General features: G+C 38.2%; 14 protein-coding genes. 5 read left to right on the top strand and 9 right to left on the bottom strand.

The window, feature by feature from the left end; all coding sequences use genetic code 11:
- Window positions 1–15: 15 nt before the first annotated feature.
- Both SOI81_RS04585 and cicA read left to right on the top strand, forming a co-directional pair.
- Window positions 16–1,224: a DUF1615 domain-containing protein gene (locus SOI81_RS04585; protein WP_025470254.1), complete on the top strand. Its 1,209-nt coding sequence runs from the start codon at window positions 16–18 to the stop codon at window positions 1,222–1,224.
- The gene (gene cicA / locus SOI81_RS04580) at window positions 1,191–1,847 is read left to right on the top strand and encodes an HAD-IB family hydrolase (protein WP_016140312.1); all 657 of its coding nucleotides are present in this window, start codon (window positions 1,191–1,193) and stop codon (window positions 1,845–1,847) included. The genes SOI81_RS04585 and cicA overlap by 34 nt, the downstream gene beginning before the upstream one ends.
- Window positions 1,848–1,873: 26 nt before the next feature.
- Here the strand turns inward: cicA and proB are convergent, their stop codons facing one another.
- The 8 genes from proB to uvrB all read right to left on the bottom strand — a co-directional run bounded on the left by proB (window position 1,874) and on the right by uvrB (window position 11,417).
- Window positions 1,874–3,007 (bottom strand): glutamate 5-kinase, encoded by a 1,134-nt coding sequence (proB, locus tag SOI81_RS04575; protein ID WP_239975174.1) that lies wholly within the window; start codon window positions 3,005–3,007, stop codon window positions 1,874–1,876.
- 15 nt (window positions 3,008–3,022) lie between these two features.
- Window positions 3,023–4,243, bottom strand: a complete 1,221-nt coding sequence (cgtA, locus tag SOI81_RS04570) for an Obg family GTPase CgtA (protein WP_016140310.1) — start codon at window positions 4,241–4,243, stop codon at window positions 3,023–3,025.
- Window positions 4,244–4,422: 179 nt separating this feature from the next.
- Entirely contained in the window at window positions 4,423–5,097 is a 675-nt protein-coding gene (locus SOI81_RS04565; RefSeq protein ID WP_239975173.1) for a hypothetical protein, read from the bottom strand.
- Between the two features lie 11 nt (window positions 5,098–5,108).
- A complete protein-coding gene (locus SOI81_RS04560) occupies window positions 5,109–5,834 on the bottom strand; it encodes an MFS transporter (protein ID WP_239975172.1) in 726 nt (241 codons plus the stop codon).
- Window positions 5,835–5,983: 149 nt separating this feature from the next.
- The gene (gene gap / locus SOI81_RS04555) at window positions 5,984–7,441 is read right to left on the bottom strand and encodes a glyceraldehyde-3-phosphate dehydrogenase (RefSeq protein WP_224991488.1); all 1,458 of its coding nucleotides are present in this window, start codon (window positions 7,439–7,441) and stop codon (window positions 5,984–5,986) included.
- 216 nt (window positions 7,442–7,657) lie between these two features.
- Window positions 7,658–8,605 (bottom strand): EamA family transporter RarD, encoded by a 948-nt coding sequence (gene rarD, locus SOI81_RS04550; RefSeq protein ID WP_239975171.1) that lies wholly within the window; start codon window positions 8,603–8,605, stop codon window positions 7,658–7,660.
- A gap of 110 nt (window positions 8,606–8,715) precedes the next feature.
- A complete protein-coding gene (gene blc / locus SOI81_RS04545) occupies window positions 8,716–9,303 on the bottom strand; it encodes a lipocalin family protein (RefSeq protein ID WP_016140305.1) in 588 nt (195 codons plus the stop codon).
- Window positions 9,304–9,395: 92 nt separating this feature from the next.
- The gene (gene uvrB / locus SOI81_RS04540; RefSeq protein WP_016140304.1) at window positions 9,396–11,417 is read right to left on the bottom strand and encodes an excinuclease ABC subunit UvrB; all 2,022 of its coding nucleotides are present in this window, start codon (window positions 11,415–11,417) and stop codon (window positions 9,396–9,398) included.
- 180 nt (window positions 11,418–11,597) lie between these two features.
- Between uvrB and SOI81_RS04535 the strand changes: the two genes are divergently transcribed.
- Complete coding sequence (locus SOI81_RS04535; RefSeq protein ID WP_032053069.1) at window positions 11,598–12,389, top strand: hypothetical protein; 792 nt, start codon at window positions 11,598–11,600, stop codon at window positions 12,387–12,389.
- Between the two features lie 174 nt (window positions 12,390–12,563).
- Window positions 12,564–14,003 (top strand): diguanylate cyclase domain-containing protein, encoded by a 1,440-nt coding sequence (gene yedQ / locus SOI81_RS04530; protein ID WP_320541290.1) that lies wholly within the window; start codon window positions 12,564–12,566, stop codon window positions 14,001–14,003.
- A gap of 29 nt (window positions 14,004–14,032) precedes the next feature.
- On the opposite strand, the gene SOI81_RS04525 is transcribed toward yedQ, so the two are convergent.
- Window positions 14,033–14,212 (bottom strand): hypothetical protein, encoded by a 180-nt coding sequence (locus SOI81_RS04525; RefSeq protein WP_016140301.1) that lies wholly within the window; start codon window positions 14,210–14,212, stop codon window positions 14,033–14,035.
- 207 nt (window positions 14,213–14,419) lie between these two features.
- On the opposite strand from SOI81_RS04525, the gene aspC reads away from it, so the two are divergent.
- On the top strand, window positions 14,420–15,655 hold the full coding sequence (gene aspC / locus SOI81_RS04520; RefSeq protein ID WP_002118408.1) for a pyridoxal phosphate-dependent aminotransferase: 1,236 nt from the start codon (window positions 14,420–14,422) through the stop codon (window positions 15,653–15,655).
- Window positions 15,656–15,688 lie beyond the last annotated feature (33 nt).

The following is a 15,688-nucleotide window of genomic DNA, read 5'->3' as shown; positions in this document are numbered from 1 at the left end:
GGTGCCCTCCTCGCCATGAACAAACCGTTGTCTTCCCGTTTTTTATTAAAATCATTCGGTATGGTCGCCGTATGCATGAGTTTAGCTGCTTGTGGTGATAAAGCTTGGTGGTCAAACGATGATGAGCCCGAACTAGAAAGCCAACAGATTAAACGTCTAATTCCATCGCGTGTGCATGACCGTGAGTCATGGGCTAAAGATATTGATGACATTATGAAAGACTTGGATATTGCTAAAACCAAGAAAAATGTCTGTAGTATTGTGGCTGTAGTTGATCAAGAATCTAACTTTGTTGCCAACCCTCAAGTGCCGGGATTAGGTCAAAAGGCGGTTGAAGAAGTTAGCACACGCTTAAATGAAAAGTTTGAAGATAAGCTGGGCAAAACCATTGGCGGAACAATTGCCGGTTATTTTGAAGAAGTGCTAAGAACTCAGCCTTCTCCTGATAACAACTATATGAGTCAAATGCGTAAGGTTAAAACCGAGAAAGAACTCGACTTACTTTACCGAGAAATCTTCGATTTCATGGCTAAACATTATCATGTGAGCGCATTAACAGGTGCAGCCAAATTGGTTGGTCAAGATATTGGCGAGAAAATGAACCCTATTACCACACTGGGTTCTATGCAAGTTCATATTAACTATGCGAAAGCCAATAAACGTTCAAGCATGAACACCGCTGCACTTCGTGATGACTTATATACTGAATATGGCGGTTTATATTACGGCATACATCGTTTAATGGTTTATCCAGCAAATTATGATAAAGCTATTTATCGATTTGCAGACTATAACTCAGGCATGTATTCTAGCCGTAATGCTGCTTTCCAAAGTATGCTGAAAGCTCTAACGGATACCGAAATTAGTCTGGATGGTGATCTACTTCTTTACACAAAAGATGGCGATCCGCGTGCAGCTCAAAGCCAGTCTGAAAAAGAACTAATTACAGTATTTGCAAAAAATAATATCTTAGTTACACCAAGACAGATACGTGATGATCTTAAATTAGAAAAAGAGAAAAAGTTTGAGAGTACTCAAACTTATATTGCACTGACTAAACTTTATAAATCAAAAACTGGTAAAGAGCCACTCTATGCAATAATGCCTCAAGTGGTGATTTCTGGGCCTAAATTAAGTCGTGATTATAATACCAATTGGTATGCAACCCGCGTAAACGGACGATATGAAACATGTATGCAACGAGCGAAACGAATAAGACTATAAAAAGTCTCGCCCTGTTCGATTTTGATGGAACCTTGTGTAGTAAAGATAGTTTTACAGGGTTCATCTTTTATGCTTTATCTAAGCGTCACATTGTTAAGCAAGGCTTGAAAATTCTGCCATGGATTCAAGCCTACTATCTTAACTTTTATCCGGCCCATGCTATGCGTGCCAAGTTATTCCGTAGCATGTTTAAAGATACCCCTGCAATTGAATTGCAAAGATTAGGTGAAGAATACGCACAAGAGTTAGTCTCTGCGCTTTCGCCTGAAATTTTTACTCAGTTACAACACCATCAATTGCGTGGTGATCAGGTCGTATTAGTTTCAGCTTCAATTGATGTCTATCTCGCTCCACTTTGTAAGTTACTAGATATCGAGTTGATTTGTACCGAAACTCAAATTAAAAACGGTAGGATGACGGGTTACTATTCCACTCCGGATTGTAGTAGTGAACAAAAGAAGTTAAGAATACATCAGCAATATACGCTACAACATTACCATCAGATTTATGCGTATGGTAATAGCTCAGAAGACCTAGATATGCTGAGCCTTGCCACGCATCCCTATATGGTTGGTGAAGATCGTGTTTTACCCCGTTTAACCCCAGAAAAAAAGCTCGCATAAAGCGAGCTTTTTTATTTGAATAAAACTTAATAAATTGCCATATGATCACGATGAATCATTTCAAGTGAACGAGCCTCACCTAATACTTGATAAACCTTATCTGAGGCTAAGCCTTTAATAATTTCAGCAGAGCGTGAGCTAAAGTTCACTCGACCTACTGCAATACGTTTACCTTGTTTATCAACACATTCAACCACATCACCACGATCAAAATGCCCTTCAACATTTTTAACCCCAACAGGGAGCAAACTGCGATGCTTCAATTTAATCGCTTCAACGGCACCATCATCAATCACAAGACGCCCTGCTGTTTGTAAATGAGCAGCAAGCCACTGTTGATGAGCTGTCATACGATCTTTATCTGTAGTAAACAAAGTACCTAGCATCTCACCTGCCATCGCACGTGATAAAACATTATCACTTTCACCACTCGCGATGAGCGTTGGACAGCCTGACTTAGCAGCTAAACGTGCAGCACGAACTTTAGTGACCATTCCACCTCGCCCGAGTAAACCCCCACCACCAGCCATATCGAATAAATCATCATCCATAGCACGAACGGTAGACAGTAATTTAGCCTCAGGATTATGACGCGGATCTGAGTCAAACATACCTTGCTGATCCGTTAAAATGATCAGTAATTCTGCGTGAACCTGACCTGCCACCATCGCAGCTAAGGTATCGTTATCTCCAAAACGGATCTCATCGGTAGACACCGTGTCATTTTCATTAATGACCGGAATCACACGCCAATCAATCAAGTTTTGCAAAGCATCACATGAGTTCAGATAACGACGGCGATCTGCTAAATCATCATGAGTCAATAAAACCTGAGCAGTACGAATACCATGGTTTTCAAGCACACTAGACCAAGTATGAATTAAACCCATCTGCCCAATTGCAGCACAGGCTTGTAGACTGGGTAGATCGGTGGGTCGACTCGCAAGCTTCATACGAACCATACCTTCTGCTACAGCTCCTGATGACACTAAAATAATTTCGTGTCCGGCATTGTGCAGATCTGCAATCTGTTTCGCCCAATGCGAAATAGCGTCCAGATCTAAACCTTGCCCATTAGCTGTAAGTAAAGATGATCCGATTTTAACAACGATTCGTTTACACTCACTGAGCTGACGTTGCCCATCGACCACTTCTATCATGTTTCCCTCGGTTTTCTAGTCACGAACGTAGATGACTTCTACATCATTGTCGTCTTCATCATCGTCAAAATCGTCATCATCATCCATCATGCTTTCGAGACGTTGTGCTCGACGCATTGCACGATATGCTTCTTTTGCCGCAATGGTTTGTTCACGTGTTTCAACTTCTAGTTGTTCACGGAAAGCTCTTACTTCTGCTGCGTATTCAGGATCTTCGACTTCACGTTCGCGTTGTTGTTCAATTTGATCCATTAAGTAATACACAACTTCTTTTGTACCTTCGCTTAATAAGCCTGAAGTTTTAAAGACAGGCCCAGTCCACTCTAGTTCATCTAGAATATGCTGGCACCACTCTTCACGACTTTCTTCAGCAATCTGGTCAAGTTTATTAAGTACTAAAACAACTGGTAATTTCGCCAACGTAGGTGAAAACTTAACCAGCTCATTCATAATTGCTTTTGCATTATGCGCTGGATCTGAACCATCAATTGGTTGTACATCAATAATGTGTAAAAGAATACGCGTACGAGCCAAATGCTTAAGGAAGCGAATTCCTAAACCTGCACCTTCTGCTGCACCTTCAATCAATCCAGGAATATCGGCCATTACAAATGAACGATGGCGGTCAGCATCGACTACACCCAAGTTTGGAACCATGGTTGTAAATGGATAATCTGCCACTTTTGGTTTTGCAGCACTTACAGCACGAATGAAAGTAGATTTACCGGCATTTGGCATACCCAATAAACCAACATCTGCCAATACTTTTAATTCAAGGCGAATTTCGCGGAACTCACCTTTTGTACCAGTCGTACATTTACGCGGCGCTCGGTTAGTTGATGATTTAAAGTGAGTATTCCCCAAACCACCTTCGCCACCACCAGCAACCAGAATTCTTTGGCCGTCTTCAACCAAATCGCCAATAATATCGCCTGAATCTGTATCAACAATTGTTGTACCAACGGGTACTTTTAAAACCACATCTTCACCACCACGTCCAGTACAGTTAGCACCTGCACCGTTCTTTCCGCGCTCAGCTCGGAATTTACGTGTGTAACGGTAATCGACTAGCGTACTTGTATCGTCATCAGCTTGAATATAGATACTTCCACCACGTCCGCCATCACCACCATCTGGGCCACCAAATGGTACAAATTTTTCACGGCGAAAACTGGCTACGCCATTGCCACCGTCGCCAGCCTCTACGGTAATGACTGCTTCATCAACAAAGCGCATCTGCCAATCCTCTAAAAACTCTAAAACCGCCTATTCTGCCATATTTTCATAAAATTCTCGAATAGAAAATGGAACTATTCCATTTATAACGAGCTGTTTTACCTTTAATCCAGCAGAAGCTTTTAGATTTGCAAATAGGATCTTCATAAAAAATAAAATTTAGTCAATTTATTTAATTATCAAGGATGCACATTACGCAGAGGTAAGGTCATTTGCATATCAAGATTTGCTTTTGTTTTTGGCACAGAATTATACATGATGGCATTAAATGACGAGACATTACCCATTTCCATAGGGTCATTCACGTTTAAGCTCGGTTTAAACTGATGTTTCACCGATAAATTTACAGGCTCATCGAATTCAAAATAAACAGGACCATCAAAAACAATTTTAACGGGAACGGTATAACTACGTTTTAAATTAAAAGGTACATCCAACTTAATAGGAATATCTAATTTAAGTGGAAATTTTGGTAAAAATTTACTTTGATAGACCAAATCTGTAGTCGTTTCCAAAGGCATAATCTGATCAATTTTTAGAGTTGTTGAATAGTCCACACTTACCGTAATTGGTGTTTCTACAGCAAAATTTAAATCTGCTAAATATTTGCCTTTTAAAGGTAAAGATAATTGGCGGTCTATATCTAATGTTGTATCAAGTTTACCAATAGACTGAACTTGTAAAGTATTGCCAACTTGGATTTTTGTTTCTAGAGAGTCAGGTAAACTAATATCAGCATTATGAGCAGAAACGACTAAATTTGCCTGAATGTTGAGATACACCCAAAACATAATAGCCGCAAGAATCATCATTAAAAAGAAACTGATTACCATACTCTTGAGTGAACGAAACATTGGCATCCACCTTATTGCTCAGTTGTTTTCTGTGATGTTTCTGAACCTATTACTCGATTTAATCGCATAGTGGACAGAGGAATTTTTAACTCACCATTTGCAATCTTAACAGGTAAAGTATTTTTCACATCAACCGAAGCATTTAATGCTGTTTTGACAGGTACGTTTAAATTACCTTCAATTGGGATATTCGTATCTAATCTCGCTTTTAGAGGAATATGTAGATTTTCTTTTAATACTGTGCGTACTGGCGCATCAAATTTTAAATGAACCTTTTGCTCAAGCGGAACCTTAATATCAATTGGCACATCAAGTTTTAATGGGATTGTACCTTTCAATGGTAACGTAATATCACGTCCCAAAACTCTCACCTGAACCTTGGTATCGATTGGTAAATTTTGCTCAACTTTTAATGTTTCTTTGACAGGAATAGTGGTGCTAATCGGCACCATATTATCGAAATAAACACGTGGAGTTAATGTTTGTGTTAATGGAATATTCAGTTGCTCATCAATTGGAATACTGGCATTTACTCGACCTTTTACATCCACATTTAAAGCATCTTGTACTTTAACTTTAACTTGTAGAGGCTCTTGTAAATCAATAGCAACAGCTTGATTTTTCAATGGAATATAAATATTAAAATGCTTGAATACCCATATTGCAATCAGAACACCACATAAATTGGCAATGATGATGAATATAAAAACGACCAATAAACGTTTAAACTGCGACAATTCCTATCCCTTACTATTTTCTTTTTTTCCTTAATTTGTATTCTCATTTATTTACAAAGAATAGTCAGCATATATTTTGTACGGTTGTAAAAAAACCCAGTCTAAACTGGGTCTTTTTGTGAAAAACTTTTATAGATCGTTAAATGATCTTAAGCATTCAATTCTGCTGGAATTTTTTTGTAGCTTACGCCGCACATTTGTTCTGCGATACGTAATACCTGACAGCTATAACCAACTTCGTTATCGTACCAAACATAAGCAGTTAAACGGTTACCAGAAGTAATCGTTGCTTGAGCATCGTATACACCTGCTGTACGAGAACCGATAAAGTCACTCGATACAACTTCAGTCGAGTTGGTATAACCAATTTGACCTTGAAGGCTAGAGTTAATCGAGATTTGACGAATGTATTCGTTTACTTCTTCACGATCAACTTCTTTATCAAGTGTTAAGTTCAAGATTGCAAGAGACACGTTTGGTGTAGGAACACGTACAGAGTTACCAGTTAACTTACCTTTCAATGCAGGTAATGCTTTAGCAACTGCTTTAGCTGCACCAGTTTCTGTAATTACCATGTTCAAAGTAGCAGCACGGCCACGACGATCTGCTTTATGGTAGTTATCGATTAAGTTCTGGTCATTTGTAAATGAGTGAACAGTTTCAACATGACCGTTAAGAACTTTATATTTGTCATCCAACACTTTAAGAATTGGAGTAATTGCATTGGTTGTACAGCTTGCAGCAGAGATGATTTTATCTTCATCTAAGATATCTGAGTTGTTTACGCCAAATACAACGTTTTTCATTTCGCCTTTACTTGGTGCAGTCAATACAACACGTGCAACGCCTGGGCATTTCAAGTGTTGGCTTAGACCTTCAGCATCACGCCATTTACCGGTGTTGTCGATTAAAAGTGCGTTTTCAATACCGTATTCAGTATAGTCAACTTCGCTTGGGCTAGATGCATAAATCACTTTAATGAAGTTACCGTTAGCAATGATTGCTTCGTTTTCTTCATCAACAGAAATTGTACCAGCGAAAGTACCGTGAATAGAGTCACGACGAAGTAAAGAAGCACGTTTTGCCAAGTCACCGTCAGAAGACTTACGTACAACAATTGCTTTAAGGCTTAAACCACGACCTAAACCTGATTGGCTAATGATTAAACGAGCCAAGATACGGCCAATACGACCGAAACCGTAAAGAACTACATCTTTAGGTTGTTCAGAAGTTGCGCTTCCTTGAATTGACTCAACAGCTTGAGCAACAAAAGCATCAACATCACCGCCTTTTTCTTTATATTCAACAGCAAGTTTACCGATATCAACTTCTGCAGAACCAATGTTTTCAACTTTTGCTAAAGCTTCTAAAATTGGGAAAGTATTTACAACAGAAAGCTCAACGTCTACAACACGTGTACGGCGGTGAGTTTTCAAAATTTGGATAACAGAACGGTTAATTAAAGAGCGACCGTAAACAGATACGACAATATTTTTTTCACGGTATAATTGACCGATTAATGCAATCATACGTTCCGCGATTTCTTCACGGTTTTTCCAACGGCCTTGGTGTTCAGCGTGCAGGGCGATGATAGTGTCTTTGCTCACAGATACGTCCTCTAATTAATTATATCTAGGCGTGATTTTTAAAACCCCGTAATTGTAATGGAATTATTGACAAGAATGAATCAAAAGCTGACGTTAGTGACTAGATTTTCCTAAAATTCATCATAAATTCATAAAATACCTATAATTATTTTTTATTATCTTATTGTTTAAATCAGCTAAATTTTTGCTTTTTCTTACTTTTTAGATTCTAACGACCTAATCAAACTCATCATTTTTTAATCTTTTTTGATATTTCTCGATGTTGAGCTGCAAATTTTTGGCCTTTTGTTGTTGTTGATAAAGATGAATTGCCCCTTCTAAAACGAGTACGAATACAGCACACCAAATCGGAATATAAGTGAACCATTCTTCTTGACCAATGCTCTCCCCTAAAACTAAAGAAGCTAAAGCAAGTAATACTGGTTCTAAATATCCTAATAGACCAAATACGACTAAAGGTAAAAAACGGCTTGCTAAAATATAACTTCCTAGCCCAATAGCACTTAAAATTCCAAGTCCTATAATCACCAAACTCAGCGTCGGCTGATCAAAAAACTTACTATATGGCAGTAAACCTGTATGCGTTAAATAAATCGCAACCGGCATGATAATGACCAAATCCCACCAGAAGCCACCTAAGTTGTCTGTTTTAATTTTCTTGCGTAATAAAAAGTAGGCAGAATATCCAACTGCAACCAATGCTGTTTCCCAAGCAATACTTCCTAAACGCCATATTTCATGGCTAACCCCAATGACTGCGAGAACAATCGCCACCCATTGAAATTTTGATATTTTTTCGCCATAGAGCACACTTCCAGCTAAGACCAGAACCAGCGGTAATAGGAAATATCCTAAAGATACTTGTAGCCCACGCCCATGCATTGGCCCCCATAAAAAAAGCCAAAGCTGTACTGAGGTTAAAATAGAGGTCGTGATTAGCAGCAATAATAAAGAAGGTTTAGCCAGAATGCGTTGATAGATATTTTTGATATAGGCTAAATCACCACTCCACCACATAAACAAAGTTAAGAATGGTACTGTTGCAATAATTCGCCATCCAAAAGTTTGTTCGCTATCGAGCTGACTTAATAATTGAGTATAAAAATAAAGTACACCAAAAGTGAATGATGCCATGACAGACAAGATCACGCCCTTAAACATCATCAACCTCTTAGACTTTAGTAAAAATAGCCCACTACAATACTTGATTTATCCACTATAAAAAAGAAAAAACCATGCAAAAACATGGTTTTTTCTTAAGGAGGTATACATCATTATTCTTTATGTTCTGTACGGATAATATCTCGAATATCAAAACCTAATGTTTTTGCATAATTTAGATATTCATCTACCACTTCTTGCTCAGGATGAGGAGTTCTTGATAGAACCCAAAGATATTTACGTGAAGGTTCCCCGACTAAAACCGTCTGATAGTCTTCATCAATTTTTAAAATCCAGTAATCCCCACGGATGACTGGAATCCATCTTACCGCTTCAGGTAAAAAACTTACCTTCAATTTGGTGTTATATGGCGGGTTAACCACAAAGGCTTCCCCAACAGATTGCTGTAATTGTTTTCTGTTATCGTAGCAGCGGTTATCTACAACTATATTTCCATTTTCATTTAAGGTGTAAGTTGCAGACACGTTGTAAGCACATTTTTTCTGGAAAAAAGCTGGCTTACGGGCGACTTCATACCAAACACCTAAATATCGGTCCAGTTCAACTTTATAGACAGTTTGCAAGGGTTTCGGCTGAGCGTAGACATAGGTTCCAACAGCTAAACCAGCCAAAACGACACCGCCCAACGCAATTTTAGCCAAACGCCAGCTGGCTTGCGGAACATTATTTTGAAATGCCATTGTTGCCCTCAACGATTAGTTGTGAATACAAAGAACTCAATTATCTACACTAGCTTGTTTTTTAAACACATTATGTAGCGTTATGTATTCGTTTATTGCAACATTTGCGCTTTTAATCGAAGGATTTCATCACGTATTCGAGCTGCCTGTTCAAACTGTAAATCTTTCGAGGCCTTTAACATCTCTTTTTCCAGTTTAGTAATATGCTTACTAAACAATTTTGGATCTGAGAGAATATGTCTTTCATCCGCACTTAAAGCTTGTGCCTGTTCAAGAACCTTCTCATCAATCTCATCATCTGAAAGTACTTCACCTGAATCAATTTCTTTGATGACCTGACGAACAGCACTGCGTGGCGTAATACCATGTAACTCGTTAAACTCGATTTGTTTAGCTCTACGACGCTCAGTCTCATCTATTGCTTTTTGCATAGAATCGGTGATTCGGTCAGCATATAAAATTGCTTTACCTTTCACGTTACGCGCAGCACGACCAATCGTTTGAATGAGTGAACGCTCTGAACGTAAAAAGCCTTCTTTATCTGCATCTAAAATAGCAACTAAAGAAACTTCTGGCATGTCGAGACCTTCACGCAGTAAGTTAATACCAACCAACACATCGAACACACCTGTACGTAACTCATGAATAATTTTGACACGTTCAACTGTATCAATATCTGAGTGTAAGTAAGCGACTTTAACCCCATATTCTTTTAAATAAGAAGTCAGATCTTCTGCCATACGTTTTGTTAAAGTAGTCACCAACACACGTTCATTTAGGTTCTTACGAATATTAATCTCAGAAAGAACATCATCAACTTGAGTTAATACAGGACGAACTTCAATTTCAGGGTCGATTAGTCCTGTTGGACGTACCACTTGCTCAACCACTTGCTCAGACTTTTCTAGCTCATATCTAGCTGGTGTCGCACTTACAAAAATGGTCGTCGGTACAATGCGCTCCCACTCTTCAAATTTCATTGGTCGATTATCAAGTGCACTTGGTAAACGGAAACCATAATTCACTAAATTTTCTTTACGTGATCGGTCGCCTTTATACATTGCTCCAATTTGCGGAACAGTAACGTGTGACTCATCAATTATCAGCAACGCATCTTCTGGCACATAATCAAATAAAGTTGGAGGCGCTTCACCAGCTGGACGGCCCGATAAATGACGTGAATAGTTTTCGATACCGTTGGTATAGCCCAACTGTTGCATCATTTCCAAATCATAGCGGGTGCGCTGCTCAATACGCTGAGCTTCTAACAATTTGTCATGTTCACGGAAGAATTTAAGTTGATCTTGTAACTCATCTTTAATCGTATCAATGGCACGAGTCAGATGGTCTTTTGGTGTTACATAATGACTTTTTGGATAAATCGTAACGCGCGGAACTTTACGAACCATTTTACCGGTTAGCGGATCAAACCAACGGATGGAATCAACCTCATCATCGAACAGCTCTATACGAATCGCATGTTGATCAGATTCGGCAGGGAAAATGTCAATAATTTCGCCACGAATTCGATAGGTACCACGTAAGAACTCAAGTTCATTACGCGTATATTGCATTTCAACCAAACGACGAATGATTTCATCACGACTTACGCGGTCGCCCTCAACCACATGCAGTAACATTTGCATATAGGCATTTGGGTCGCCCAAACCATAAATTGCAGATACCGAAGCCACAATAATTGCATCACGACGCTCTAATAAAGCTCGTGTTGCTGACAATCGCATCTGATCGATGTGATCATTAATGGCCGCATCTTTTTCAATAAAAGTATCTGAAGATGGGACATAAGCCTCTGGTTGGTAGTAATCATAATAGCTTACGAAATACTCAACCGCATTATTGGGAAAGAACGCTTTAAACTCTCCATAAAGCTGGGCAGCCAATGTTTTGTTATGGGCCATCACAATTGTAGGTCGCTGTGTTTGAGCGATTACATTTGCCATGGTATAGGTTTTACCCGAGCCAGTTACACCCAGTAATAACTGATTACGAAAACCATGCTCGATACCATTTACCAGTTTTTCAATGGCCTGTGGTTGATCACCTGCTGGCTGATAATGAGTGACCAAATCAAAAGGTTGATTTTCGTTCAAAGTTATCTCTCTTTATGAAAAAATTGAATTTAACGTCTTACCCTTTAATGGGGGTTTTTATCTTAATTTAAAGTCTAAATTGGGCTGGAAATTCAATGTAAAAGATTAAGCATCTTAACACTTGACCAATACCCTAATCGGTTGCAACATGAAGCTATCCATTAAACAAAAAGTATAACCATGACCTATCAATATCATGATGAAAGTATTGTAACCGAACTTCCTGAAGATACAGTTTTTGTATTTGGAAGTAATCTTGCTGGACAACACGGTAGCGGTGCAGCACGTGTGGCAAGTCAGCACTTCGGAGCAGTTGAAGGTGTAGGTCGTGGCTGGGCTGGACAGAGCTTTGCAATTCCAACTTTAAATGAACACATTCAACAAATGCCACTTTCCCAAATTGAGCACTATGTTGAAGACTTCAAAATTTATGCAAAAAATCATCCTAAAATGAAATATTTTGTCACTGCTTTAGGTTGTGGTATTGCAGGTTACAAAGTTTCGGAAATTGCTCCTCTTTTTAAAGGGATTTACCACAACGTTATTTTTCCAGAATCTTTTAAACCTTATGTTGAAGATAATGCAGTATCTCAGTTTCCGACTTTAACTCAAAAGATGGTACAAAGTTTCATTAATGATGAAGTTATTTTTTACTTTAACCATGGCAGTGAATCTTTTGAAGAAGCCTTAGATAAAACTGATTTATCTGATGCTGAAAAAGCCATAGCACTGATTGTTTTAAATGAAGAGTTATATCCACGAGATCGTTATGGACGAGGCCGTGATCATGAGCTTAGTGATATTTTAGGTAAGCTCAATGGTAAAATTTTTAATCTTCACGGAAATTCAGAAGGTGCCATGATTTTTGTCAGTGCTGTTGTTGCACTTATGGAACTTTACGATTTTGATGAACAAGATTTTATCAAACTATGGCGTGGCGAAAAAAATATTGATCACCCGATCAATCGTTAAGTTTTCTTATAAATTATGAGTTAAGCAGGTCATATCTGCTTTCTCATTATTTTATTTTTACTTACGTTTAATCTTTTTATTTTTAATTATTCTAATAGATTTAAACTCTTTACTCTCCCAAATATTAATTTTTCTCATTATACTTTAAGGCAAACTGAATACTTAAAGAAACATATGGAAACTTTAGATTCTTCGATTTTTGACCTTAGCCCAATTCCAATGTGGATAGAGGATTTCAGTGAAGTTAAAAAACAATTTGATTTATGGAGAAATCAAGGCATTGAAAACCTGCATGAATTTTTAAATCAAAATCAAAATTTAATTACTGAATGTGCCCATAAAATTAAAATAATTCGTGTTAATCAAAAAACATTAGAACTTTTTGAAGCAGAAACACAAGAAGAATTATGCTCCAGTTTAAATTTGATTTTCAAAAAGGAAATGTTTGAATCACATATTTATGAGCTAGAAGAGCTTTGGAATGGTAAAACTCATTTTTCAAGTACTACGGTGAATTATACTTTATCAGGCAAACGCATTGATGTTCAGCTCAGAGGTTCTATTTTACCTGGCTTTGAATCTAATTTTGAACGTGTATTAATTACCACTGAAGATATTACGCCCTATCAAAATGCGCTTCGTCAGGAAGAAAAAAATCGTCGCTTAGCTGAATCAATGTTTATCTACTCACCAACTTCTCTTTGGGTCGAAGATTTCAGTCGTATAAAAAATAGAATTGATCAACTTAGGCTATTAGGAATTGAAGATTTTAGAACTTTTCTAGATGTTCATCCTGAATTTGTCCGCCAATGTATAGAAGATATTTTAATTTTAGATGTTAATCAGGCCACTATAGATTTATTTAAGGCTCCTGATAAGTCTACCCTTCTTAGAAATACACATAAGATTTTTGCTGAAGAAATGATTGAAACCTTTCGAGAGCAACTCATCGAATTGTGGCAAGGTAATATTCATCATAAACGTGAAGCGATTAACTACGCTTTAGATGGCCAAATCAGAAATGTCTTGCTGCAATTTACCGTCTTTCCGGGATATGAAGAGACGTGGGGACTGGTACAAGTTGCACTGACAGATATTACTGCGCGGAAAAAAGCAGAAAACTACCTTGAATATTTAGGACAACATGATGTCCTTACCAAACTATATAACCGTGCTTTTTTTACCGAGGAACTTAATCGTTTAAACCGAAGTATTATTCGACCAGTTTCTTCAATTTTTTTAGATATGAATGGCTTAAAAGAAACAAATGATCAGTTTGGCCATGATATTGGGGATGGCTTATTACGTCGTGTGGGGAATATTTTAAGTCAGGCTATTTTAAACACTGCATATACGGCATCTAGAATAGGTGGCGATGAGTTCGTGATTTTAATGCCGGGGGCTGATGAAGCGATTGTTCAAATTATGCTTCAAACCATTCAGGAACTTTTTAATATCGACAATCAATATTATTCAAGCCATCCTATTAGTATCGCAATTGGGCATGCCACCACTCAAACAAATGAACAAATTGAGGACATGTTAAAGCGAGCAGATCATCACATGTACCAAAAGAAAAAAAGCTATTATCAGGAAATTTTACTCAAACAATAAAAAACAGGCATATTGCCTGTTTTTCAAAATTAGCGTTTTCCCATAGAACGGCGCGTACCACGTGGAGGCATCCACGTTCTATCTGCGTATTGCTCTGGCTTAGGACGCACTTGGTTGTGTACCGCATCTTCGGCTTGATTGCTTTCATTCGGCATTGGGAATGGCAATTTCACCAAAGCCTTTTTCTGTTTTGGCTGTTGCTCAGTCATGATTCATTCTCGAAATTTCGATTGCGACTTATTATAAATGATTTTTCTCATTTCTTTTCAAAAAAGCTTCAATTGTATAAATCTTGCTTAAGTTTATTACCAAACTAAACTTTTTTACATCTGAGAGGAATCACTTCCGCAAATTGCTTAATTTTTGCGATAAGATAGGATGCTTTTTATTTTTAATCCCATAAGAGGAATATTGCCGTGGACGTACGTCTTTCTGATCGTGTCAATGCTATCAAACCGTCCCCTACACTTGCTGTAACGAACAAAGCTGCTGAGCTTAAAGCTGCTGGCAAGAACGTGATTGGTTTAGGTGCTGGCGAGCCAGATTTTGATACCCCTCAACATATCAAAGATGCTGCAATTGAAGCGATTAATAATGGTTTCACCAAATATACGGCTGTAGATGGTACTCCTGGGTTAAAAAAAGCAATTATTGCTAAATTTAAACGTGATAATAATCTTGATTATCAAGCAAATCAGATTTTGGTTTCATGTGGTGGTAAGCAAAGCTTCTTTAACTTGGCACTTGCTCTATTAAACAAAGGCGATGAAGTGATCATTCCAGCACCTTTCTGGGTAAGTTATCCAGATATGGTTATTATTGCTGAAGGTACTCCAGTCATTGTGAAATGTGGCGAAGACCAACGTTTCAAAATCACTCCTGAGCAATTAGAAGCTGCGATTACACCGAACACTCGTTTAGTGGTATTAAACAGCCCATCTAACCCGACAGGTATGATTTATAGCAAAGCTGAATTAGAAGCTTTAGCTGAAGTTTTACGTCGTCATCCACAAGTATTTGTTGCATCTGACGATATGTATGAACCAATTCGTTGGGAAGATGAGTTCTACAACATCGCAACTGTTGCTCCAGATTTATATGACCGCACGATTGTTTTAAATGGTGTGTCTAAAGCATATGCAATGACAGGCTGGCGTATTGGCTATGCAGCCGGTCCAGCAAAAATCATTGGGGCAATGAAAAAAATTCAGTCTCAATCAACTTCAAACCCAACTTCTATTTCACAAGTTGCTGCTGAAGCTGCATTGAATGGTCCACAAGACGTTTTACAGCCAATGATTGAAGCATTCAAACGCCGTCATGACCTAGTTGTAAATGGCTTGAATGACATTAAAGGGATCTCTTGCTTACCTGCTGATGGCGCTTTCTATGCCTATGCAAACATTCGCCCTCTTATTCGTGCAAAAGGCTTAAAGTCTTGCACAGAGTTTTCTGAATGGTTACTTGAAGAGACTGGCGTAGCAGTAGTTCCTGGTGATGCATTTGGTTTGGGCGGTTTTATGCGTATTTCATATGCAACAGCTGACGAAGTACTGGTTGATGCATTAGCACGTATCAAAAAAGCTGCTGACTCAATTGAAGGTGTAGATGCTGCTATCGCTTCAATTGAAGCTGAAAAAGCTGCGAAATAATCGCTATTTTGCATAAAAAGGGTTCTCTAAAGA

This window comes from Acinetobacter pittii (assembly GCF_034067285.1).
GTDB lineage: Bacteria > Pseudomonadota > Gammaproteobacteria > Pseudomonadales > Moraxellaceae > Acinetobacter > Acinetobacter pittii_E.
The sequence above is the reverse complement of the archived record's forward strand: the minus strand, read 5'-3'. Positions and strand labels throughout refer to the sequence as shown.

Bases quoted from the DNA above. Each gene is read 5' to 3' on its own strand.
- SOI81_RS04585 (WP_025470254.1), top strand. From the start codon at position 16: ATGAACAAACCGTTGTCTTCCCGTTTTTTATTAAAATCATTCGGTATG.
- cicA (WP_016140312.1), top strand. From the start codon at position 1,191: ATGTATGCAACGAGCGAAACGAATAAGACTATAAAAAGTCTCGCCCTG.
- proB (WP_239975174.1), bottom strand. From the start codon at position 3,007: ATGATAGAAGTGGTCGATGGGCAACGTCAGCTCAGTGAGTGTAAACGA.
- cgtA (WP_016140310.1), bottom strand. From the start codon at position 4,243: ATGCGCTTTGTTGATGAAGCAGTCATTACCGTAGAGGCTGGCGACGGT.
- SOI81_RS04565 (WP_239975173.1), bottom strand. From the start codon at position 5,097: ATGTTTCGTTCACTCAAGAGTATGGTAATCAGTTTCTTTTTAATGATG.
- rarD (WP_239975171.1), bottom strand. From the start codon at position 8,605: ATGATGTTTAAGGGCGTGATCTTGTCTGTCATGGCATCATTCACTTTT.
- blc (WP_016140305.1), bottom strand. From the start codon at position 9,303: ATGGCATTTCAAAATAATGTTCCGCAAGCCAGCTGGCGTTTGGCTAAA.
- SOI81_RS04535 (WP_032053069.1), top strand. From the start codon at position 11,598: ATGACCTATCAATATCATGATGAAAGTATTGTAACCGAACTTCCTGAA.
- yedQ (WP_320541290.1), top strand. From the start codon at position 12,564: ATGGAAACTTTAGATTCTTCGATTTTTGACCTTAGCCCAATTCCAATG.
- SOI81_RS04525 (WP_016140301.1), bottom strand. From the start codon at position 14,212: ATGACTGAGCAACAGCCAAAACAGAAAAAGGCTTTGGTGAAATTGCCA.